Source organism: Paraburkholderia sp. RL17-368-BIF-A (genome assembly GCF_046054045.1).
GTDB lineage: Bacteria > Pseudomonadota > Gammaproteobacteria > Burkholderiales > Burkholderiaceae > Paraburkholderia > Paraburkholderia graminis.
The window spans coordinates 65,932-86,760 of sequence record NZ_JARESN010000012.1 but is presented as its reverse complement, the minus strand read 5'-3'; the positions used below and the strand labels follow the sequence as shown (position 1 = coordinate 86,760).

20 protein-coding genes and 1 tRNA gene are annotated in these 20,829 nt (G+C 61.9%); 7 read left to right on the top strand and 14 right to left on the bottom strand.

Going from position 1 to position 20,829, the window contains the following annotated elements; translation table 11 throughout:
- Positions 1–11: 11 nt before the first annotated feature.
- Entirely contained in the window at positions 12–614 is a 603-nt protein-coding gene (locus P0D87_RS21000) for a methylated-DNA--[protein]-cysteine S-methyltransferase (protein WP_053859898.1), read from the bottom strand.
- Between the two features lie 155 nt (positions 615–769).
- On the opposite strand from P0D87_RS21000, the gene P0D87_RS20995 reads away from it, so the two are divergent.
- Together P0D87_RS20995 and P0D87_RS20990 are read left to right on the top strand one after the other, a co-directional pair.
- Positions 770–2,110, top strand: coding sequence for a leucine-rich repeat-containing protein kinase family protein (locus tag P0D87_RS20995; RefSeq protein WP_053859899.1), 1,341 nt, complete (start codon positions 770–772; stop codon positions 2,108–2,110).
- 94 nt (positions 2,111–2,204) lie between these two features.
- Entirely contained in the window at positions 2,205–3,167 is a 963-nt protein-coding gene (locus tag P0D87_RS20990; protein ID WP_006047189.1) for a substrate-binding domain-containing protein, read from the top strand.
- 14 nt (positions 3,168–3,181) lie between these two features.
- Here the strand turns inward: P0D87_RS20990 and P0D87_RS20985 are convergent, their stop codons facing one another.
- Positions 3,182–4,756: a methyl-accepting chemotaxis protein gene (locus P0D87_RS20985; protein WP_053859900.1), complete on the bottom strand. Its 1,575-nt coding sequence runs from the start codon at positions 4,754–4,756 to the stop codon at positions 3,182–3,184.
- A 344-nt stretch (positions 4,757–5,100) separates the two neighbouring features.
- Between P0D87_RS20985 and P0D87_RS20980 the strand changes: the two genes are divergently transcribed.
- Entirely contained in the window at positions 5,101–6,132 is a 1,032-nt protein-coding gene (locus tag P0D87_RS20980; protein WP_053859901.1) for a transporter, read from the top strand.
- Between the two features lie 23 nt (positions 6,133–6,155).
- Here the strand turns inward: P0D87_RS20980 and P0D87_RS20975 are convergent, their stop codons facing one another.
- The 3 genes from P0D87_RS20975 to P0D87_RS20965 all read right to left on the bottom strand — a co-directional run bounded on the left by P0D87_RS20975 (position 6,156) and on the right by P0D87_RS20965 (position 8,565).
- Positions 6,156–6,416, bottom strand: a complete 261-nt coding sequence (locus P0D87_RS20975) for a hypothetical protein (RefSeq protein ID WP_029966963.1) — start codon at positions 6,414–6,416, stop codon at positions 6,156–6,158.
- 175 nt (positions 6,417–6,591) lie between these two features.
- Positions 6,592–8,214, bottom strand: coding sequence for a chaperonin GroEL (gene groL, locus P0D87_RS20970; protein WP_029966961.1), 1,623 nt, complete (start codon positions 8,212–8,214; stop codon positions 6,592–6,594).
- A gap of 33 nt (positions 8,215–8,247) precedes the next feature.
- Complete coding sequence (locus P0D87_RS20965) at positions 8,248–8,565, bottom strand: co-chaperone GroES (RefSeq protein ID WP_053860797.1); 318 nt, start codon at positions 8,563–8,565, stop codon at positions 8,248–8,250.
- A gap of 392 nt (positions 8,566–8,957) precedes the next feature.
- Here P0D87_RS20965 and P0D87_RS20960 point away from each other — a divergent pair, with 392 nt between their 5' ends.
- The 4 genes from P0D87_RS20960 to P0D87_RS20945 all read left to right on the top strand — a co-directional run bounded on the left by P0D87_RS20960 (position 8,958) and on the right by P0D87_RS20945 (position 10,757).
- Complete coding sequence (locus P0D87_RS20960; RefSeq protein WP_053859902.1) at positions 8,958–9,401, top strand: Hsp20/alpha crystallin family protein; 444 nt, start codon at positions 8,958–8,960, stop codon at positions 9,399–9,401.
- Between the two features lie 50 nt (positions 9,402–9,451).
- Positions 9,452–9,883: an Hsp20/alpha crystallin family protein gene (locus P0D87_RS20955; RefSeq protein WP_029966956.1), complete on the top strand. Its 432-nt coding sequence runs from the start codon at positions 9,452–9,454 to the stop codon at positions 9,881–9,883.
- A gap of 143 nt (positions 9,884–10,026) precedes the next feature.
- A complete protein-coding gene (locus P0D87_RS20950; RefSeq protein WP_006047180.1) occupies positions 10,027–10,590 on the top strand; it encodes an Hsp20/alpha crystallin family protein in 564 nt (187 codons plus the stop codon).
- Between the two features lie 91 nt (positions 10,591–10,681).
- Positions 10,682–10,757, top strand: a tRNA-Lys gene (locus P0D87_RS20945).
- Between the two features lie 40 nt (positions 10,758–10,797).
- On the opposite strand, the gene P0D87_RS20940 is transcribed toward P0D87_RS20945, so the two are convergent.
- From P0D87_RS20940 to P0D87_RS20900, 9 genes are all read right to left on the bottom strand, one after another.
- Positions 10,798–12,297 (bottom strand): sensor domain-containing diguanylate cyclase, encoded by a 1,500-nt coding sequence (locus tag P0D87_RS20940; RefSeq protein ID WP_029966954.1) that lies wholly within the window; start codon positions 12,295–12,297, stop codon positions 10,798–10,800.
- 244 nt (positions 12,298–12,541) lie between these two features.
- The gene (locus P0D87_RS20935; protein ID WP_132384542.1) at positions 12,542–12,811 is read right to left on the bottom strand and encodes a hypothetical protein; all 270 of its coding nucleotides are present in this window, start codon (positions 12,809–12,811) and stop codon (positions 12,542–12,544) included.
- 82 nt (positions 12,812–12,893) lie between these two features.
- Positions 12,894–14,354, bottom strand: a complete 1,461-nt coding sequence (gene xylB / locus P0D87_RS20930; protein WP_053859903.1) for a xylulokinase — start codon at positions 14,352–14,354, stop codon at positions 12,894–12,896.
- Positions 14,355–14,403: 49 nt separating this feature from the next.
- Positions 14,404–15,306 (bottom strand): AraC family transcriptional regulator, encoded by a 903-nt coding sequence (locus tag P0D87_RS20925; protein WP_053859904.1) that lies wholly within the window; start codon positions 15,304–15,306, stop codon positions 14,404–14,406.
- A 44-nt stretch (positions 15,307–15,350) separates the two neighbouring features.
- Positions 15,351–16,526, bottom strand: coding sequence for an ABC transporter ATP-binding protein (locus P0D87_RS20920; RefSeq protein WP_053859905.1), 1,176 nt, complete (start codon positions 16,524–16,526; stop codon positions 15,351–15,353).
- 3 nt (positions 16,527–16,529) lie between these two features.
- Positions 16,530–17,564, bottom strand: a complete 1,035-nt coding sequence (locus tag P0D87_RS20915; RefSeq protein ID WP_053859906.1) for an NAD(P)-dependent alcohol dehydrogenase — start codon at positions 17,562–17,564, stop codon at positions 16,530–16,532.
- 10 nt (positions 17,565–17,574) lie between these two features.
- On the bottom strand, positions 17,575–18,387 hold the full coding sequence (locus P0D87_RS20910) for a carbohydrate ABC transporter permease (RefSeq protein ID WP_053859907.1): 813 nt from the start codon (positions 18,385–18,387) through the stop codon (positions 17,575–17,577).
- Positions 18,375–19,253, bottom strand: a complete 879-nt coding sequence (locus P0D87_RS20905) for a carbohydrate ABC transporter permease (RefSeq protein ID WP_006047172.1) — start codon at positions 19,251–19,253, stop codon at positions 18,375–18,377. Before P0D87_RS20905 ends, P0D87_RS20910 begins: the two co-directional genes overlap by 13 nt.
- 28 nt (positions 19,254–19,281) lie before the next feature.
- Positions 19,282–20,556 (bottom strand): ABC transporter substrate-binding protein, encoded by a 1,275-nt coding sequence (locus P0D87_RS20900; RefSeq protein WP_053859908.1) that lies wholly within the window; start codon positions 20,554–20,556, stop codon positions 19,282–19,284.
- Positions 20,557–20,829: the final 273 nt, after the last annotated feature.

Here is a 20,829-nt window from a genome sequence, read left to right as displayed (position 1 = left end):
CGCCGATGCCGTCAATTGCCGAACAACGAACTCTGCATGCCGCGAGGCGCCGCAGCGCGTGAGCATTTTGCGGCGGCTTTGGTAGTCGCTGCAGTGACTTGCGTTTGCACATCGGCGCCGGCTTCAAGCGACGTTTGCCCTGCTTCCAGCGCGAGTAACAGCATCTTGTTCGCCAACCCACCCGCAAAGCCCGTGAGGTCGCCGGATGCGCCTATCACGCGGTGGCACGGCGCCACAATCGAAACAGGATTCCGACCGTTGGCGGCACCCACTGCACGCACGGCGTTGACATTGCCGATCTGCGCGGCGATCTGCGCATAAGTACGTGTCTGGCCAAATGGGATCGTCAACAACGCGGCCCACACTTTCTTCTGAAACTCGGTGCCCTGAAAGTCGAGTGCGAGATCGAACGCGTCTCTGTTGCCCGCGAAGTACTCGTGCAACTGACGCTCGGTTTCGAGCAGGATCGGTCGATCGTCGGCGAGCACCAACTCACCGAGCCGCACGCGGTTCGGCTTGTCGTTCTCCCACAGAATGGCGGTCAACCGATCGCCGCGGGCGACGAGCTTCAATTGGCCGACCGGAGAATCCATCAGCTTGTAGGCGTAAGTCACTTGTCTGCTCCTGCGTATTTTCGTCGTCAAGTATGAAGGATTTGTGCAGCAGAGGGTGAGCGATCGCCATCACGCAGCAAGCCGCGCCGCACGTCACCCAGTAAAATCGACCCTACCAGCACGACGGACCGCAGCCACCGGATATTTCTACCACTGTGACCACGACACTTGAACAACTGAGAGCGGGCCAACTCGCGGGCACACGCCGCTTGAAACTCGCGTGCGGGCTCAGCGAATTTCCACGCGAGATTCTCGATCTCGCCGACACCCTCGAAGTTCTCGATCTTTCCGGCAACGCGCTCACCACCTTGCCCGACGATTTCGCGCGGCTACGCGAACTGCGCATTCTGTTTGCATCGAATAACCCGTTCACCGAGTTGCCGCCGGTGCTCGGACAATGCCCGCAATTGAGCATGATCGGCTTCAAGGCGAATCGCATTCGCACCGTCGCGGGGACTGCGTTGCCGCCGCGTCTGCGCTGGCTGATTCTCACCGACAACGAGGTCGACGCGCTGCCGCCAGAAATCGGTCACTGCACGCATTTGCAGAAATTGATGCTGGCAGGTAATCGTCTGCGCTTTCTTCCCGAACAACTGGCCGCGTGTTCGCGGCTCGAGTTGCTGCGGCTTGCCGCCAATCGACTCGATGAATTGCCGGCATGGTTATTTCATATGCCGCGGCTCGCATGGCTCGCTTATGCGGGCAACCCATTTGGCGAAGCGCTCGAAGCGGCGGCGATGGACGATACGCCCATCGCCGAAATTGGCTGGAACGATCTGCGTTTGCATGAGCAATTGGGCGAGGGCGCTTCGGGCGTGATCTATCGCGCGGAACTGCGCACGCACGAGAACACCGCGCGGCGCGTCGCGGTCAAGCTGTTCAAGGGCGCCGTTACGAGCGATGGTTTGCCCGACTGCGAAATGGCCGCTTGCATTCGATCCGGCGATCATCCCAACCTGATCGCAGTAGCCGGAAAAGTGAAGGACCATCCGGACAACGCGCACGGACTCGTGATGGAACTGATCGACCCGCAATACCGCAATCTGGCGGGGCCGCCGAGCTTCGAATCGTGCACGCGCGACATCTACGCGGCCGACGTGCGTTTCAACGCAGCCGACGTGGTCGACATGGCGCACGGCATTGCATCGGCGGCCAGTCATTTGCACCGGCGAGGCGTCATGCACGGCGACCTGTACGCGCATAACATTCTACATGACGGCCAGGCACGTGTATTGTTAGGAGACTTCGGCGCGGCTTCTTTCTATTCGACGGAGAACCGCGAAGCAGGCGTGGCGCTGGAGCGTCTCGAAGTGAGAGCATATGGTTGCCTGCTCGAGGAATTGATGACCCGTTGCGACTGGAGCGATTCGCGTGTGCAAGCAGATGTCGCCGTCAAGCTCGCGAGCTTGCGCGACAGTTGCCTGAGCGAAGACGTCGACAAGCGGCCACCATTCGAGCAGATCGCATCCGAGCTGCTCGTGCTGAAAGCTCGTTGATGTCGAACAGGCAAGCCGCTTGCGGTCCTATCGGTCCGCGTTCATCCGTTGGCGTTCATGCAATTGACGGGCGCCGCCACGAAGGAGAGAAACGATGACGCAGAGAATGCGCCGCCGCGTGCTGATCGCCGGTGCGCTGGCTGCGGCCGGTCTCACGCGTGCGGCCGGCGCGGCAACCGTGGAAGGCGGCATGCCGAAGATCGCGCTCGTGCTGAAGTCGCTCAGCGATCCCTTCACCGCCGCGATGGCGAACGCGGCCAAAAATTATCAACAGCACTACGCGTCGCAATTCGCGTTGACGGTGCGCGGAACAGCGACGGAGCCCGATACGGCGGGGCAGATCCGCATTGTCGAAGACCTGATCCGCGCGAAGATGAACGCGATCGTGATTGCGCCGTCGGGCTCGAAAGGATTGACGTCGGTGGTCGCGCGCGCGATCAAGGCGGGCATCATCGTGGTCAGCATCGACAATCCGCTCGACGACGCCTTGCAGGACGCAGCGAAAATCTCCGTGCCGTTTGTCGGCCCCGATAATCGCAAGGGCGCGATGCTGGTGGCCAACTATCTCGTCGAGCGGCTGAAGCCCGGCGATCAGGTCGCGATCATCGAAGGCATCGCAGCGGATCGCAACGCGCAGCAACGCACGGCCGGCTACAAGGAAGCGATGAACGCGGCGGGCATGCAGCTCGTCGCGACCGAGGCCGGCGACTGGGAATATGGCAAAGGCCGCGACATTGCGTCGAAAATACTCGGCCAGCATCCGCAGATTCGCGGCTTGCTATGTGCGAACGACAACATGGCAATGGGCGCGGCGGACGCCGTTCGCGACGCGGGCCGAACGGGCGGCGTGTACATCACCGGCTATAACGCGATTGAAGCGATCAAGCCGTTGATCGCGGACGGCCACGTACTCGCCACCGTCAATCAGTTCGCCGACCGGCAAGCGGTGTTCGGCATGGACGTCGCGCTAAAGGCGGTGACGGAGCAGAGAAAGCAGGGCGAATTATCGCGAACGATAGAGACGCCACTGCAACTCGTCACCGCCGCGAAGCGGTAGTTCGGCAGCCGCCTTTATACGCCTTCGAGACGGAAGAACGACACCGACTGATTCAATTGCCGGCCCTGATCTTCGAGCGATTTTGATGCAGCCGCGGCTTCTTCCACCAGCGCGGCGTTCTGTTGCGTGACCTCGTCCATCTGCGTGATCGCCTGATTGACCTGTTCGATACCGCGGCTCTGTTCCGCAGAGGCCGCCGCGATTTCGCCCATGATGTCGGTCACGCGAGCGACTGCCTGAGTGACTTCGGCCATCGTCATGCCGGCCTTGTCCGCGAGCGACGAACCGTCGCGGATCTTCTGCACGGATGTGCTGATCAGATCTTTGATCTCCTTTGCCGCGCTCGACGAACGCTGCGCAAGATTGCGCACTTCGCTTGCCACCACGGCGAAGCCGCGGCCCTGCTCGCCGGCACGCGCCGCTTCGACAGCGGCATTGAGCGCGAGAATATTCGTCTGAAACGCAATGCCTTCGATCATGCCGGTGATCTCCGCGATGCGCGTTGAGTTTTCGCTGATCTCGCCCATCGTGCCGACCATTTCACCGACGACGCCATTGCCCTTCGACGCCACGTCGGACGCATTGGCCGACAAGGTACTCGCCTGCTGCGCGTTTTCCGCGTTCTGCTTCACCGTGGTCGTCAGTTCTTCCATGCTCGATGCGGTCTCCTGGAGGGACGACGCCTGCTGTTCCGTGCGCGACGACAGATCGACGTTGCCCGACGCGATCTGGCTGGAACCGGTCGCGATGCTGTCAGCGGCATGGCGAACGTTGCCGATCAGACGAACGAGGCTCGACTGCATTTCGCCCATCGATGCAAGCACGCTCCCTGCCGGCGCATTGCTGGCGCCAGGCACCGCGCGCAGATCGCCTTCCGCGACGCGCCGCGTGACTTCGGCGAGCGCGACCGGTTCGGCGCCAAGCGCACGCATCAAACCGCGCGTGATGACGATGCCGGCGCCGATTGCAAGCGCCATCGCGGCAACGCAGAAGGCAATCAGCAGATTGCGCTCATGCGCCAGGCGCTCGGCCGACTCCTTCGCCATTTCTACGGCGCGTTCATGCGTGGCGTCCAGGTACGCGTTCGCCGCTTTCGTCAATGCGGTCAACAGCGGACGGCATTTGCTGGCGATGTCGGCGATGGCGGCATCGCGCTGTCCGCTCGCCGCGAGCCGGTCGATCTCGAGCGCGACGGGCCGATAAAGCTGTTCGATACGCGATATTTCCGCGGCGAGCGTGCGCGCGTTTTCGCTGATGTCTTTCGCGCTGGCCACCATCGCGTTGAATTTGTCGAGGCGGCTCTCGACGCGCTTCTCCGCGTCGAGCACCGCGGCCTTCTCGACCTCGATATCCGCCGGCGATGAAACAAGCACGAGATTACGCACTGCAATCGCGCGGTCGCTGACCGCGTTTCGCACCGACTCGGCCATCTGCGCACGCGCATTGATGCCGCTGATGAACCCGGCGAAGCGCTCGTTCGCGTCGTTAAGCGCGATCAGCGATATGCCGGAGACGATCATCACGACGACCGCAAGCGAACCGAACGCGGCAGTCAGCTTCGCCTTTTCCGACAGATTATGAAAGTTCATGATTCGGGACTCCAGTCGCCCACATGTTTGGCCGAAAACTATTTGAAGACTTCGGATGCCCGGACAATCCGGGGTCAGCAGCAGACGGTTGGAAATCGGTTTTCGCTGGCGCCACACGCAATAACGGCGCGCTTCTTCTTGACCGTAGGGCGGTTACTCCCAGGTAAGAGGCCGCAAAGGTTTGCGGATGATTGATATTCACTATGAAGCAATCGCTCAATGTTGCGAGCGTCGTGGCGACGCTCGAGTTGAGGCAATATGACGGCCATTGCGGCTTCATGTTGGACTGGTAAATTGCGAGTGTCATCACAAACCGCAAGCGGAAAGCAAGGTCTGAAAGACTTATGAAATCTGAACTTCTGCTGCAAACTTATGGCTCGGATTCGTCCGGCATTGTGTGCGGCTTCGTCTTTTCGCCCACGCAACCGGGCCGGCCCATTTCCGCCGACGAAGCGCTCGAATGGCTGCGCGCGCAGCAAAACGGCGCTTCGCATGCGGACGAATTTCTGTGGCTGCATTTCAATCTCGCGCACAGCGCGGCCGAGCGTTGGATGCACGCGCAACTCGATCTGCCCGAGACGTTTTTCGACGCGTTGCGTGAAGGCTCGCATTCCACGCGTATCGAGCAGGCCGACGGCGCATTGCGCGCCGTGGTTAACGACGTGATGTTCAACCTCGAGTTCACGCCGTCCGAGATTGCGACACTGTGGATCTACGCACATCAGCGGATCATCGTGACGGCGCGGCTCAAGCCGCTGCGTTCGGTGGACCGCTTGCGCGCGTCGGTGAAAGAGGGCGAAATTTTCCGCTCGCCGGTCGAACTGCTGGTTCATCTGATGCGCGATCAGGCGGATCTGCTCGTGCAGATCGTTCGACGCACGAGCGCCGATATCGACCGTATCGAAGACCGTTTTCTCTCGCAGCGGCCCACGCAAAACCGGCTCGATCTGGGCGCCATGCGACGCATGCTGACGCGCTTGCAACGGATGCTCGCGCCGGAGCCGGGCGCGATCTTCCGCCTGCTCGCGAGACCGCCGCGCTGGCTTCATCCGGAAGACGTACAGGATTTGCGCGAGTCGACGGAAGAGTTCTCCGTGGTGCTCTCCGACATGGCCGGGCTGATCGAACGCGTCAGGCTATTGCAGGAAGAGATTATTTCGCGGCTCGAAGAACAGAATAACCGCACGCTGTTTACGCTAACGCTGGTCACGGTTCTCGCGATGCCGATCAATATCGTCGCGGGCTTCTTCGGTATGAACGTGGGCGGCATTCCGTTTGCCGAGAACCATCACGGCTTCTGGGTGTTGGTCGTGCTCGTCGCCTGCTTCACGGGACTGGCGGCATGGTGGGCGTTTCGTCGAAGGAAGGAACGATAGCCGCATAGACAGACCCGCGCCGTTCAATGCGGTTGCTCGATCATCAGATAGCGGATCACCAGCGCGGGATCGGCGATGTCGAGTATGAGGCGGCGCATGATGCGCTTGCGCATGTGATTTTCGTCGAGCATCCACGGCCCGCCGGCATCGCTCAGATAGCGCGAGAGCGCCGCGCGCGTGTCGGTGTTCGAGGGCAGGTTCAGGCGAGCGGCAAGCAGGCCCGCCACCACGTCGTCCAGTTCGAGCGCCAGTGGACGCGAGTCGATAGTGAGCGTCAGTTCCATACGTATTCGATCGTTTCGAATCCCACGCAAACCGGCTGCGGCTCATGCAAAAAGCGGCTCCGCCAGCCGCGAACGGACAGCGGAGCCGAACTGGAGCCGTGCCGGACGTGAGCCCGGCAATGGCAGCCGAACCTTCTCCTTTGTACTCTGCTCAGTACTTTGCTTGGTACTCTGCCTAGTACTCGAGTTCGGGCGCGTTCGCCGCGGCGGGCTTCTCTTCCTTCGGTGCTTCGGCGACGGTTGCATCCGTCGTGAGAATGAGGCCGGCGACCGACGCCGCGTTTTGCAGCGCCGTGCGCGTCACCTTCGTCGGATCGACGACACCTGCTTCCACGAGGTCGCCGTACTGACCCGTGGCCGCGTCGTAACCGAAATTGCCCTTGCCTTCGAGCACCTTCGCGATGACCACCGACGGCTCGTCGCCCGCGTTCGAAGCGATTACGCGCAGCGGCGCTTCGAGCGCGCGCAGCACGATGCGAATACCGGCATCCTGATCGGCGTTGGCGCCCTTCAGGTCCGCGATGGCCGCACGCGCACGCAACAGCGCCACGCCGCCGCCCGGCACGATGCCTTCTTCCACGGCCGCGCGCGTCGCGTGCAACGCATCGTCGACGCGGTCTTTCTTTTCCTTCATCTCGACTTCGGTCGCCGCGCCCACCTTGATGACCGCGACGCCGCCCGCGAGCTTCGCCACGCGTTCCTGCAGTTTCTCGCGGTCGTAGTCGCTGGTGGTCCCGGCGATCTGCGCGCGAATCGCCTTCACGCGCGCCTCGATTTGCTGCTGGTCACCGGCGCCGTCGATGATGATCGTGTCGTCCTTGCGCACTTCCACACGCTTTGCGCTGCCGAGATCTTCGAGCGTCGCTTTCTCGAGCTGCTTGCCGGTTTCTTCGGAGATGACGGTGGCGCCCGTGAGCACCGCGATGTCCTCGAGCATCGCCTTGCGGCGGTCGCCGAATCCCGGCGCCTTGACGGCCGCGACCTTCAGCACGCCGCGCATCGAATTGACGACGAGCGTGGCGAGCGCCTCGCCTTCGACGTCTTCCGCGATGATGAAAAGCGGCTTGCTTGCCTTCGCGGAGGCTTCGAGTATCGGCAGCAAATCGCGGATCGCCGAGATCTTCTTGTCGTACACGAGGATCAGCGGATCGTCGAGATACGCGGCCTGCCTGTCCGGATTGTTGATGAAGTACGGACTCAGATAGCCGCGATCGAACTGCATGCCCTCGACCACGTCGAGTTCATTGTCGAGCGACTTGCCGTCTTCGACCGTGATCACGCCTTCCTTGCCGACCTTGTCCATTGCATCGGCGATGATCTTGCCGATCGCTTCGTCGGCGTTCGCGGAGATCGACGCCACCTGCGCGATTTCCTTGCTCGTCGAAATACGCTTGGACGTCTTCAGCAATTCGTCCAGCACGGCCGCGACCGCCTTGTCGATGCCGCGCTTCAGGTCCATTGGATTCATGCCCGCGGCGACGTGCTTCATGCCTTCCTGCACGATGGATTGCGCGAGCACGGTCGCGGTCGTGGTGCCGTCGCCGGCCACGTCGGCGGTTTTAGACGCGACCTGCTTCACGACTTGCGCGCCCATGTTCTCGAAGCGGTCCTTCAGTTCGATTTCTTTCGCCACCGACACGCCGTCTTTCGTGATGACCGGCGCGCCGAAGCTGCGCTCGATCACGACGTTGCGGCCTTTGGGGCCGAGCGTCACTTTCACCGCATCGGCCAGCACGTTCACGCCCTTGACGATCCGGTTACGGGCGCTGTCGTGAAACCTGACATCTTTCGCACTCATCTTGTTGCTCCGGGAAAAGTCTTTGAACGTTTATCACGCGGCTTTGCGCTGCGCGGCCGCGTCGGCTTCGAATACGCCAATCACGTCTTCTTCGCGCATCACGAGCAGTTCCTCGCCGTCGATCTTGACGGTCTGGCCTGCATATTTGCCGAAGAGTATGTGGTCGCCGACCTTGAGTTCGAGAGGACGCCGGGTGCCGTCCTTCAGCAGACGCCCGTCACCGACCGCGATCACCTCGCCCTGTTCGGGCTTTTCGGCGGCGGAGTCCGGGATGACGATGCCGGATGCCGTCGTGCGTTGCCGCTCGATTCGCTTGACGACAACCCGGTCGTAGAGGGGACGAATTTTCATTTCCATCTCCTGTGCGATAACAGATCACCAAAAAGGAATCCGGCTGCGCGCGAACAGCGAGATGGATGACGCCCGCGTTGGGGCGCAGCCGTTGCCAGTGTCCTGGCGGAAAGCGAAATAGGGGTTCGTTGCGGGACTTCAAGAGCGTGTCGAGCAGGCTCTTTGTAACAAAATTTTTCAGCGCGACTCACGCGTTTTCGCGCCGGGTCTTTCTTAGGCGACTCTGCAAAAACCGTACTTGAAATTCGTTCGGCGCCGACCTATTTTATTGTCGGCTCAGCAGTCGCGTTGCACGCGCTGCGTGTTTCGATTTGTTTGTCAGTGGATGAATGTCCTTGGCGGGCGAACTGGAGCGCGTGGTCCGGTTCGCCCCAGGGCGAAGGAGCAACACCATGAGCGATCTCTTCTCAAGCGCCGGATTGACCGGCGATATCGAACGCCTGCAACGGCAGGTCGCGAGTCTCTTCGACGGCTTTCCCACGAGCATTCGCGCCGCGGGTTCAGGCACGTTTCCGGGGATCAATATCGGCAGCACGGACGAGTCCATCGAGATCGTCGCGTTCGCGCCGGGCATCGACCCGGCGAAACTCGATGTATCGATCGACAAGCGTCTGCTGACGATCAGCGGCGAGCGCGAATTCCCGCAGAGGGAAGCCGCCGGCGACGACATGCGCACTTATGCGCAGGAGCGTTTTGCCGGCCGGTTCCGGCGCGCGATCGAATTGCCGCAGCATGCGGACCCGGACAAGGCCAGCGCACGTTATGTCGACGGCTGTCTGGTCGTGAGCGTGGCGAAGCGCGAGTCGTCGAAGCCGCGCGCCATTGCCGTTCAATGATGTTTTGGGTGAGAACCGAATCGTGAAGATTGTGAAGTAAGGAGGCAATCATGAGCGACACAACCGAACTTGCGAGAAAAGATGAAGCCACGAGCGAAACGGCGAGCGAAACCGCGGTGACGCGCCGCGACGACGAGCGCGCGCAAAGCCGCGTCACGCTGACGCCGCCCGTCGACGTGTCCGAGGACAGTCAGGGCATTACGCTGTGGGCCGATTTGCCGGGTGTGACGAAGGAGCGGTTGAGTGTGAAAGTCCACGATGGCAATCTGTATATCGAGGCCGAGGCGATGGTGCCGACGCCGGCCGGGCTGCGTCTGCAGCACGCGGAAATTCGCGAACCGCGTTTTGCGCGGGCGTTTTCGCTCGGCGCCGACTTCGACACGTCGAAGATCGATGCGAATCTGAAGGACGGCGTGTTGAAGTTGACGATTCCGCGTCACGACGAAGCGCGTCCGCGCCGCATCGAAGTGCGGACGAACTGACCCGGCGCATTCGCAACGACGACAGGAGAAACGGGTGGCGGCGTTATGTCGCCACTTCCGCCACTTCCGCCATGTTTGCGATGGCATGGCGTCGGCGCTATGGTGAATATGCGGTTCTCGTACCAGACGTAAAGGAGGATGCGATGAACACCGATCCGAAAAAGTGGAACCCTTTCAAGTTTCTTCGCGGCTCGGCGCGCAAGCAGCAAGCGGACAGTGCGCCGGATACGCCGGCGAGCGAGCAGTGGCGTGCCGCGTGGCCCGATATTTCGCGGCTTTTTCCGCGCGATCCGTGGCGTGCGGTCGAGGAGTTTTTCCACGATCCGTTCGCGGGCCGCGGCGCGCTCGAACGATGGTTCGGCGACTTTAGTTCGTCGCGTTTCCAGCCGCGCATCGACGTGGTCGACGAAGGCAAGGTGTTGCGCGTGACCGCCGAGTTGCCGGGCATGGCGCGCGAGGATCTGACCGTGAGTGTCGAAGATGGCGCGCTCGTGTTGCGCGGCGAGAAAAAGCAGGACGTACACAGCGAGGAAGACGGTTGTTACCGGCTCGAGCGTGCATACGGCGCTTTCGTGCGCACGATCCCGATGCCGGAGGAGGCGGATCCGGACCGCGCGCTGGCCAAATTCGACAAAGGCGTGCTAACTTTAACTGTGCCGAAGCAGGAGCGGCCGCGAACCGCTAGCCGGACAATCGAGATTGGCTAGCGCGGGCGGCATCGGCTATCGGCTATCGGCTATCGGCTGTCTGTTCGCCTTGGCCTGAAAAACGCTCGCGGCGAACGGGCGTGTTGAGAGTGGGTCGTTAGCTCAGCTGGTAGAGCAGCGGACTTTTAATCCGTTGGTCGGCGGTTCGAATCCGCCACGGCCTACCAATCTTTTTGCATGGCGTCCAAAGAAGCCGCACCCCGCACCTTACTCCGAGCAACTAGCAACACGATTACGTCCGGTCGCCTTCGCGTTATAGAGCGCCTCATCGGCGGCCTTGATGACCGTTGTCACATCGGCGTCGTGGTCGGGCGACCAGCTTGCGGACCCGATACTCGCGGTCACGCGTCCATATTCGCTGCCTGCATGCTCGATCGCGAGTTCGTTGATCGCGGACCGGATTTTCTCCGCGATAACGGACGCCCCTTGCGGCGGAGTATCCGGCAGAACGACAATGAACTCCTCACCGCCATAGCGGGCCGCAGTGTCGGCCGGTCGCCGGATGTTATCGCCGATGCAGCGCGCGACCGCGGCCAGCGCATCGTCGCCGGCCTGATGGCCGTACGTGTCGTTGTAGGCCTTGAAGCGGTCGATGTCCACAAAGAGCAGCGAGAACACGCTGTGCGTGCGCCTCGCGCGGCGCCACTCCTGTTCGAGAATCTCCCCAAGCGTGCGCCGGTTATGCAAACCGGTGAGACTGTCCGTTCGCGCGAGCAATTGCAGTTCCGATTCGGCGCGCAGCCGACGCTGCAGTTGCGTGCCCAACACGAACGACAGCGCGACGAATCCCACAGCGAATGCGCTCATCAGCGAGCCGATTGTGAGCGCCCGCCGATGCCAGGCCGCGTAGATGTCCGGCTCCGCTTCGGCCACCATGATGATCAACGGCAGGTGCGGGAAGTTGCGGAAGTAGTAGAGCCGACGCACGCCGTCAATCGACGACGTGTCGGAAAAGCTGCCCTCCTCGGCGGTCATGAACTGCCTGAAAGTGCTGGCCTTGCTGATGTCGCGTCCGATCACCTTCGGATCGTAAGGGTGCCGCATGATCATCAGGCCATTGCGGGCGATCAGCGAAATGGCGCCGTGCTGTCCGAGCGACAATCCGCCGAACAGGTCGTGGAAATATTGGAGGTTGATCGCCATCAGCGCGATGCCGGCGAACGAACCATCCGGGTTCGATATGCGGCGGCTCAACGCGATGCTGGGCGCACCATTGCGCAGACGCGAATGAAACGGTGCGCTGACATACAGGCCGGCGTTGGGGTTGTCGCGCTGCACGACGAAGTAATCGCGGTCGGCAAAGTTGCCGGTGCGCGGCGCGTCGTTCCCCGCGTCGATGATGATCTTGCCCGACGCATCGAACACGAGCATCGAGCCGAGATTTTTTGCGGCGGTGGCGCCGTCGAACAGGATCTGGTTTCGCAGACGGGGCGGCAAGGCCATCACGTCCCGGTTGCCGAGTCCGTCAACCACCGACTGAAGCGAAAGCCCGTACAACTCGAAATTGCGCTCGATGTCACGCTCCGCGATCAGTGCGACGTTGCGCGATGTCTCGCGCGCCCGATCGAGCGCGTCCTGCCGGCTCTGGTACAGCGAAGCGGCGCATAGCGACACCATCACGATGGCGATGAAGAAGCCGCCATAAAAAACGGCACGCGGTCCCAGGTGCCATGCAGCGATGTTTTTGTTGTTGCGCAGCGACAGCATGTTCACCTCGTTATTGTGGGGCTCTGGCGCTGACCCGGGAGACGAAAAAAGAGTGGACCGGTGAATGCCGAACATCGATGCGATTTCCTTGATGCCGGGTTTGCCCTGGTCGGTGAGCCGATCGATCGGCTCGGGCCGCGCAGGGAGAGCGCCGGTTTTTACATGTGGGTTCCCCCGCATTCTAGCGGAGCGGTGTGCGACACCCATGCAATGCCGATATCGCCGAAAAAACGCGCCCGGCTAGTTAGCCGTTAAAGTCGGCCGTTGGAATGTCGTTAATGCGGGCATGGATTCCGAACTCCCCTTCATAACCGATGACCTGCTGCACGAACTGTGCGTAGCGATGGCCGCTTTCGACGCGATCGGAAGAGCGAACCCCGCTGACGACGCGGTGCGGCAGTGTGCGGAGCTTCGCGAGGAGGCCGCGATGCTTCTCGCGGCGTTCGGTGACAGGAGTCTTTAGCCGTGGCCCGCGTTGGGTCAACGGTGTGGTGTAGGCAGGAACCCTTGCCATGTGGAATACCGCAGCCGCGCCTCGGTCATTGAAGCGCGGTTGCGTTGTCGAAACATTGAGCGACTTGGAACGTAACGAACCGCTATCGGGAGAACTCGTCCTTAAGCGCCGCATAGATCCTGCGATACCGCGCAAGCCGCTCTTCGATTAAGCCTCGTTGCGCCGCGTCAGGCGCGCATACCTCGATCGTCGCCGGCGACGTACACACCTGCGCGACGCTCTCCTTCGTCACGGCCAGACGCGCAAGCCGCGCGGCGCCCAACGCTCCGCCGACATCGCCGCCCTGGTGACGGCGCATGGCAACGCCCGTAGCGGTTGCACAAAGCTGGGCCCAGAAGCGGCTACGCGAGCCGCCGCCGATGAACGACGCGGTGTCCAGCGTGGTCCCCGCGCCCTGTAGCGCCGCATAACCGTCGGCCATCGCGAAGGCCACGCCTTCCATCACGCTGTACGCGAGGTCGGCGTTCGTGTGAGCGCCGGTGAGTCCCCAGAACACGCCCTTCGCGTTCGCGTCGTTGTGAGGCGTGCGCTCGCCGCTCAGATACGGCAGGAACAGCGGTGCGCTGCGTACATCGGCGGTTTCGGCCGAGGCCGCAAGCTCGGCGACGTCGGTCTTCAGCACGCCGGACAACCATGAGAGACTCGAAGCCGCCGACAAGATCACGCTCATCTGATGCCAGCGGTCCGGCAAGCAATGGCAGAACGCGTGTACCGCCTGCGTGGGATTCGGCGCAAAGCGGTCGGTGCCTGCAAACAGCACGCCCGATGTACCCAACGACAAAAACGCGCTACCGGCTTCGGCGACGCCCATGCCGATTGCACTCGCCGCGTTGTCGCCCGCACCGCCGCACAGCAGCACCGGGTTCGCAATGCCCCATTCGCGCCGCAACGTATCGTTCAACTGTGCCGCTGCGTCGCTGCCCTCGACGAGCCTCGGCATGTGCTCGCGCGAAAGCCCGGTGGCGTGAAGCATTCTGTCCGACCAGTCGCGCTTCGCCACGTCGAGCCATAGCGTGCCCGACGCATCCGACATGTCCGAGACGAATTCTCCCGTGAGCCGCCACGCGAGATAGTCTTTCGGCAACAGCACCTTGTGCGCTGCGCGGAACACGGCCGGCTCGTACTTGGACAGCCACAGAAGCTTCGGCGCGGTGAAGCCCGGCATGGCGAGGTTGCCGGTGATCGAACGCGATTCGGGCACCAGCGCTTCGAGTTCGACGCATTCGGCAGCCGCGCGCGTGTCGTTCCAGAGAATCGCTGGACGCAGCACCTGGCCCGCGCGATCGAGCAGCGTCGCGCCATGCATCTGGCCCGACAAGCCAATGCCGCGCAGCGCCGCAAAGCCTGCCGGATTCGACGCACGCACTTGCGCGATGGCATCGAGCGTGGCATGCCACCACGACTGCGGGCTCTGTTCGGACCAGTGAGGATGGAGTTTTTCGACTTCGAGCCGTGCGCTGCCGGTGGCAAGCGTTTGCGATTCGTCGTCGGTGAGCAGTACCTTGACCTCGGATGTCCCAAGGTCGATTCCAAGGAAAGTCAAGAGTGTCGTCCCGGTTGTGGCGGCCGTCGTGTGTTGCCGAGGCAAGACGTCAGGCCGCGATCATGTGTTCGTTGATGTGTTCGTTTACGTGTTCGTTCAGTTGATGCAGCGCGCGAAACTTCGACGGCGGCATCCCCTTCGTCGAAAGAAACTGGCGATTGAAATTCGACAGGTTGTTAAAGCCGACGCGATAGCAGATGTCCGTCACGCTAAGCGTCGAACACATCAGCAGTTCGCACGCCTCGTTGATGCGCAAACGGTTCAGGTACTGCACGAACGTACATCCCGTATGACGGCGGAAAAAGCGAGTGAATGTGCTCACGCTCATGCCGGCGAGTTCCGCAACATCGGCCTCGCGCAAAGTGCCCGGAAGATTCTGCTGAATGTACGACAGCACCTGGTTGATCGTGGACTGCATGTAGCGATGCGCGTTGACGTCGTAGGCGGGCCCTGCGAGCAGGGCCCGCTCGTTGCACGACGACAACCTGTCGAAGATCGACATCAATAGTTCGACGCGGCGGCAGCCGTGCGACGCGGCGAGTTCCATCATCATCGGCGCGATGGCGAGACCCACGGCATCGGGAAACTGGATGCCGCGCGCGGCGTCGTCGACGAGACTGACAATGGAGTGCAATTCATTGAACGCGGCCGCCATGCGTTCGATCGCATCGCGCGAAAACTGCAGCACCACGTCACGCGAGGGCACCGTTTCGCGTTCGCCGATTTCGCTAATCCAGTTGTGCGGCAGATTCGGCCCGGTGATCACAAGATTGCCTGGCGCAAAGTCGCCGATAAAGTCGCCAACAAAGAACTTGCCCGACGACGCGCGTATGACGTGAATCTCGTACTCCGGATGAAAGTGCCACTTCGCCACCGTGTGCGGATAGTCATGCACCCAGGCGCGGAACGACTCGTCGCGCCGCGTGTGCACCAGTTCGAGGTCCGGATTCATCGCGCTTCTCCTTGGCGGCTGTCTCGGGGCCGCGTCTTATTGCGTCAATGTACAGCCGCTCCTTGCACGCCCGTGGTCCGACGCAGCGGATCAACCGGCGATGTCGCTCTCATGTGAGCAACGGGCAAGGACACATTCTGCTCCGTCTGCGCGTCGAAAACGTGCAGGTCGGCTAGTTTGAACTGGAACGTTACCACGCTATCCAGCGCCGGCAATTCACTTGCGGGCACAAGAGCCGCGAGGCGTTCGCCGGCGAATTCGAGCGTGACGAGCGCCTCCGCGCCCAGCAGTTCGATCAGTTCCACTTTGCCGCGCAGCTTGAGCATCGCGATGTCGTCGTTCGCGGAGGCGACCTTCAGGTAGTTCGGCCTGATCGCGAGCTTGACCGCCTGGCCCGACTGCAACTTCGCAAAGCGCGGCCCGGCGAGCGCCCAGCGCTGACCTTGCACCTGAACGAAACAGGTGTCGCCGGTGCGTTCAATGGTCCCGGACATGAAGTTCATCGCGGGTGTGCCGATGAAGCCCGCGGCGAACAGCGTATGCGGAAAGTGGTAGAGATCGGACGGTGTGCCGGCCTGCTCGATACGTCCGCCTCGCATCAGGATCACGCGGTCGGCGAGCGTCATGGCTTCGAGCTGGTCGTGCGTCACATACACCGTTGTGGTCTTCAGCCGCTGATGCAAGCGCTTGATGTCGCCACGCAACTGCGCACGCAGTTTCGCGTCGAGATTGGACAGCGGCTCGTCGAATAAAAACACTTCAGGCGTCTTGATCATGGCCCGCGCGATGGCGGCGCGCTGCTGCTGACCACCCGACATCGCGCGTGGCTTGCGATCGAGCAAGGCGTCGAGATTCAGCATCGCGGCGACTTCGCGCACGCGGCGGTCGATCTCCGCAGCCGGAACTTTCAACCGCCGCAAGCCGAACGCGACGTTCTCGTACACGGTCATGTGCGGATACAGCGCGTAGTTCTGGAACACCATTGCGACGTTGCGCTCGCGCGCCGGCAGATCGTTCACGACCTTGTCGCCGATCGCCAGGTCGCCGCCGCTGATGCCTTCGAGACCCGCGATCATGCGCAGCATCGTGGACTTGCCGCAACCGGATGGCCCGAGCAGCACGACGAACTCGCCGTCGTCGATTTCCATGTCGAGCGGATGCAGCACCGGCGGTCCGCCGTCATAACGCTTGGTAAGGCCCTTGCAAACGATCTTCGCCATGACTCAGTCCATCTCTATCTGGATCTTCACATCGTGCGGGCGCGCTGCCGCCGCTTCCTCGAATGCCTTCAGGCCGTCGGCGAAAGCGAACTTGCGCGAGATGAACGGCTTCACGTCGATCATGCCCGAGCTGATCAATGCGAGAGCGCGCGGAAACACATTCGCATAACGGAACACCGATTCGAGGCGCGCTTCTTTCGCCTGCATCGCGACGACATCCAGCGGCACGCGATCCACCGGCATGCCGACGAGCACCGCACAGCCGCCAGGGCACAGCAGATCGAACAGGTCGTCGTAGACGCGCGCGTTGCCGCTCGCTTCGAATACCACGTCGGCGCCCCAGTTTGTGGTGACTTCGCGAACCACATCGGAGAGCCGCTGCTCGCGTACATCGACGGTCGTCACTGCGGGATTGCCGGCGAACAGCGCGAGCTTTTCCTTGATGACGTCGGCGAGAATCACGCGCGACGCGCCGCCTGCGAGCGCGGCGAGCGCGGTCATCGCGCCGATCGTCCCCGCGCCGATGACCACGGCGACATCGCCCGGTTTCATCGAAGCCTTCTTCGCGGCCTGTAAGCCGATCGAGAGCGGCTCGACAATCGCGCCTTCCGCGAACGACACATTGTCTGGAAGCCGGAACGTAAAAGCGGCGGGATGCACGACATACGGCGTCAGGCAGCCATGAATGGGCGGCGTGGCCCAGAAGCGCACGGCGGGGTCCAGGTTGTACAGGCCGCGCATGGTGGCGGGCGAATCGAATTGCGGAACGCCCGGTTCCATGCAGACGCGGTCGCCGACATGCAGATGCGTCACCTCGCTTCCGGTTTCGACTACCGTGCCGGATGCTTCGTGGCCGAGCACCATCGGCGCTTCGACCTTGAACGGACCGATACGTCCGTGCGTGTAGTAATGCACGTCGCTTCCGCACACGCCCACCGTATGAATCTTGATCTGGACATCGCGCGGACCGACTTCGAGCGGCAGGTCGATATCGCGCAGCGCGAGTTGCCGTGCTTCTTCGAGTACGAGGGCTTTCAAAAGAGTCTCCTTACTTGCCTTTGAGCATTGAGTTCAACAGCCGGCCGAGTACGCCGACAAAAATAATCGGAGGCAGCGCGAGCAGCACCGTCGACGCGTTGATCACGCCCCACGGCACTTCCTGTCCGAGCGATGTGAACGCGGATGCGACGACCGGCAGCGTCGCGCTTCTCGATGACGTGAGGGCAAGCGCGATCATCAGTTCGTTCCACACCAGCACGAAGCTGAACACGATGCCGCCCATCAACGTGGTCGCGCTGATCGGCAAGGCGATCCGCCAGAACACCGCGTAGGGGCCGTAGCCGTCGAGCGTGGCGGCCTCTTCCACTTCGCGCGGCAGACGCTGGAAGACGGGAATGGACAGCCATGTGATGGTCGATAGCGTGACGAGCAGATACGTGACCACCATCGACAACTTCGTGTCGTACAGACCGAGGTCGACCCAGATAGCGATCAGCGGAATTGCGACGGCCACAGGCGGCAGGAATCGCAGCGACAGCAGAAAGAACTGGATGTCGCGCTTTCCCGGTACGTGATAGCGAGCGATGACATACGCAGCCGGTACGCCGAGCAGCGCGCCGAGCATGACCGCAAAGCCGACGATAGACAGGCTATTGCCGAGCCCGATCAGCACCTCGGGACTCGACACGACTTGCCGGTAGTTCTCGAGCGTCGGCGAGAAGATAAAGCGCGGCGTCGGCGTGACGATATCGAGCAGGCTCTTCAACGAATTGAGGAAAGCCCACAACACCGGAAAGACGGCAACGAGCGCGAGCGCCACGCCGAACGACCACGCCGCGCTGCGCGAAATCAGTCTTCCCATTTGTTCACCCGCTTCCAGATGAAAGTGAAGATGAGCGTGGTCGCGACCATCATCAGGACGGCCATACTCGATGCATACGAGACCTTGCCCGACAAGCCGATGCCTTGCGAATACGCATACATGTCCAGCGTTTCCGTGGTGATGCCGGGGCCGCCCTTGGTCATCACATAGACGAGATCGAACGAGCGCAGCGATTCGACCATCTTGATGAACACGAGGCTCATGATCGGCACCTTCAGCATCGGCAACGCGATGTACGCATAGACCTGCCAGGTGCGCGCATAGTCGAGCCGCGCAGCTTCTAGCGGCTCGGGCGGCAGCGTCTCAAGCAGTTTCAATACGACCACCGCGAAGAACAGTCCCCATTGCCAGATATCGACTAGCGCCACCGCATACAACGCAAGATGCGGATCGGACAGAAACGCGGTGTTCTCGACGCCCAGCAAGCCGAGAAACCAGCTAAGAATGCCGGTCAGCGGCGAATACATGAACTTCCAGATGAAGGCCGCCGACACGCGCGGCAGCAGCACCGGCACGATCAGCAATAACGAAATCACGGCGCGCATGCGGCCATGCACCTGCTCGAACAGATAGATGGCGATCACCACGCCCACCACGACCGCGCCGAGCACGGTGACGATTTCCCAGATCGCCGACACTTCGATGGCGTTGACAAAGCGCCTGTCCGAAAACAGGCGCGCGAAATTGCGCAGCCACACATAGTCGCTATCGGCGTAGCGCAGCACGCGGTTCTTCAACGCGAGATTGATGGCCGCGATGGTAGGAACGAGACCGAGGACCGCCATCACGGCAAGAGGCGGTCCAAGGAACACGAACGGAAGGCTGGTTTTGCCCCGATTGAACATTCACGTCTCCAACAGCGTGGCGTCGGCGTTACTTCTTCGCGCCGTGTTGCATCGCGTCCTCGGCATACTGAACGGCGTCGTTGAGGCTTGCCTGAGCGTCCGGTTGCGTGCCCGTGAATACTTCTTCGAGCGCGATGCCCAGGTTGTCGCCGATGTCCGGCCATTGCGGACTCGACCAGATGGTGACCTTCGTCACCGGATTCGTGTCGTTCAGTCCGGCGAGGATCTGCGGCTTCACATGCTTCTGGAAGTAATCGCTTTTGATCGTGCTCGTGCGGTTGTAGTCGCTAAAGACGTTCTCGCGCAGGCGCGCCTGCTCCTGGTCCTTGCCCGTCGCCCACGCAATGAACTTGCCGGCCGCCTGGCGCGTGCATTCGTCTTTTGCGCCGACAGAAGAAATCGCGAGACCGTGGCCATAGGCAGCGGAGGGCAACGGTGCGGGCGGCCTGACGTAGCCGACTTTATCCGCGACACTGGATTTCGTGGGGTCTTCCATCCAGTCGGCGAACGGCGTCGATTCGATCATGAAGGCGACCTTGCCGGAACGGAACGCTTCGAGCGCATTGCTCCAGTCGTAGGTCGCCGCGCCCGGAGGCGCATATTTGAAGAGGTCGCGATAGAGCAGCGTGGCTTTCACCGCGGCCGGCGAATTGAAGTCCGGCGCCTGGTTCTTGCCGGTCCATGTGCCGCCCTCGGCGAGCATGAAGGGCGCCCAGCGCCACACGTTCATGCCCGAGCCGCGTTGCCCGCGCGCGACCCAGCCGTACATGTTAGGCGGTGCATTGAGCTTCTTGATGGCCGCGACGAGTTCGTCGAGCGTCTTCGGCACGGGTATATGCGCTTTCTCGAGAATGTCGCGCCGGTAAAACAGAAAGTCGCCGCCGCCGATGAGCGGGGCGAAATACGCGACGTTCTTATAGCTTGCCACCGCGCGGCGGCCGGGCAGAAAGTCGTCGTAGTCGGCGTCTTTCGGGTAGTACTTGAGAAGCGGCACGACCCAGCCCGCCGATGCGAACTCGGCGACGTTCGCTTCATCAATGTAGTAGATCTGATAGGAACCGGCACCCGTCGACGCGTCGAGCCGCGATTTCGAACGACGGTCGTTCTCGCCAAAGTAATTGATCTCAATCCGGGTGCCGCTGCGCTTCTGATAATCGGGCAGCGACTTTTCCATGACCGTGAGGCCCAGGCTCTTTTGCGCGAGCACCTTGAGCACGGGAACGTTGCAGGTCTGGGCCGCCGCCAGCAGGGGAAAGCCTGCGCCCAGCACGGTGCAGGCCGTCAACAATCGAATCGGTTTCATGCTCGTCTCCGCATTTTGGAATGTTCTTGTCATCGCCATACGGGCGCTGCGGTTGGCAGCAGAGCAGACGTACGGTGACGAGAACTGTAGTAGTCGCGGTCGAGTGCGGGCCACTGCAAAAGGTCGAAGGCGCTGATACTTTTTGCTCGCGCGTTGGATGCGGCGCACAAAATGTGTCAGTGATGGCGGCGCGCGCGTGCCAGTATCTGGGCGATACGTTCCGATACGTCGCCGACACACGCCAGATACATTCCGCGCTTCTAATGTCTATAC

Excerpts from the sequence above, each read along its gene's own strand:
- P0D87_RS20990 (WP_006047189.1), top strand. The coding sequence starts at position 2,205 with ATGACGCAGAGAATGCGCCGCCGCGTGCTGATCGCCGGTGCGCTGGCT.
- P0D87_RS20985 (WP_053859900.1), bottom strand. The coding sequence starts at position 4,756 with ATGAACTTTCATAATCTGTCGGAAAAGGCGAAGCTGACTGCCGCGTTC.
- P0D87_RS20980 (WP_053859901.1), top strand. The coding sequence starts at position 5,101 with ATGAAATCTGAACTTCTGCTGCAAACTTATGGCTCGGATTCGTCCGGC.
- P0D87_RS20975 (WP_029966963.1), bottom strand. The coding sequence starts at position 6,416 with ATGGAACTGACGCTCACTATCGACTCGCGTCCACTGGCGCTCGAACTG.
- groL (WP_029966961.1), bottom strand. The coding sequence starts at position 8,214 with ATGAGTGCGAAAGATGTCAGGTTTCACGACAGCGCCCGTAACCGGATC.
- P0D87_RS20965 (WP_053860797.1), bottom strand. The coding sequence starts at position 8,565 with ATGAAAATTCGTCCCCTCTACGACCGGGTTGTCGTCAAGCGAATCGAG.
- P0D87_RS20960 (WP_053859902.1), top strand. The coding sequence starts at position 8,958 with ATGAGCGATCTCTTCTCAAGCGCCGGATTGACCGGCGATATCGAACGC.
- P0D87_RS20955 (WP_029966956.1), top strand. The coding sequence starts at position 9,452 with ATGAGCGACACAACCGAACTTGCGAGAAAAGATGAAGCCACGAGCGAA.
- P0D87_RS20950 (WP_006047180.1), top strand. The coding sequence starts at position 10,027 with ATGAACACCGATCCGAAAAAGTGGAACCCTTTCAAGTTTCTTCGCGGC.
- P0D87_RS20940 (WP_029966954.1), bottom strand. The coding sequence starts at position 12,297 with ATGCTGTCGCTGCGCAACAACAAAAACATCGCTGCATGGCACCTGGGA.
- P0D87_RS20935 (WP_132384542.1), bottom strand. The coding sequence starts at position 12,811 with ATGGCAAGGGTTCCTGCCTACACCACACCGTTGACCCAACGCGGGCCA.
- P0D87_RS20925 (WP_053859904.1), bottom strand. The coding sequence starts at position 15,306 with ATGAATCCGGACCTCGAACTGGTGCACACGCGGCGCGACGAGTCGTTC.
- P0D87_RS20920 (WP_053859905.1), bottom strand. The coding sequence starts at position 16,526 with ATGGCGAAGATCGTTTGCAAGGGCCTTACCAAGCGTTATGACGGCGGA.
- P0D87_RS20910 (WP_053859907.1), bottom strand. The coding sequence starts at position 18,387 with ATGGGAAGACTGATTTCGCGCAGCGCGGCGTGGTCGTTCGGCGTGGCG.
- P0D87_RS20905 (WP_006047172.1), bottom strand. The coding sequence starts at position 19,253 with ATGTTCAATCGGGGCAAAACCAGCCTTCCGTTCGTGTTCCTTGGACCG.
- P0D87_RS20900 (WP_053859908.1), bottom strand. The coding sequence starts at position 20,556 with ATGAAACCGATTCGATTGTTGACGGCCTGCACCGTGCTGGGCGCAGGC.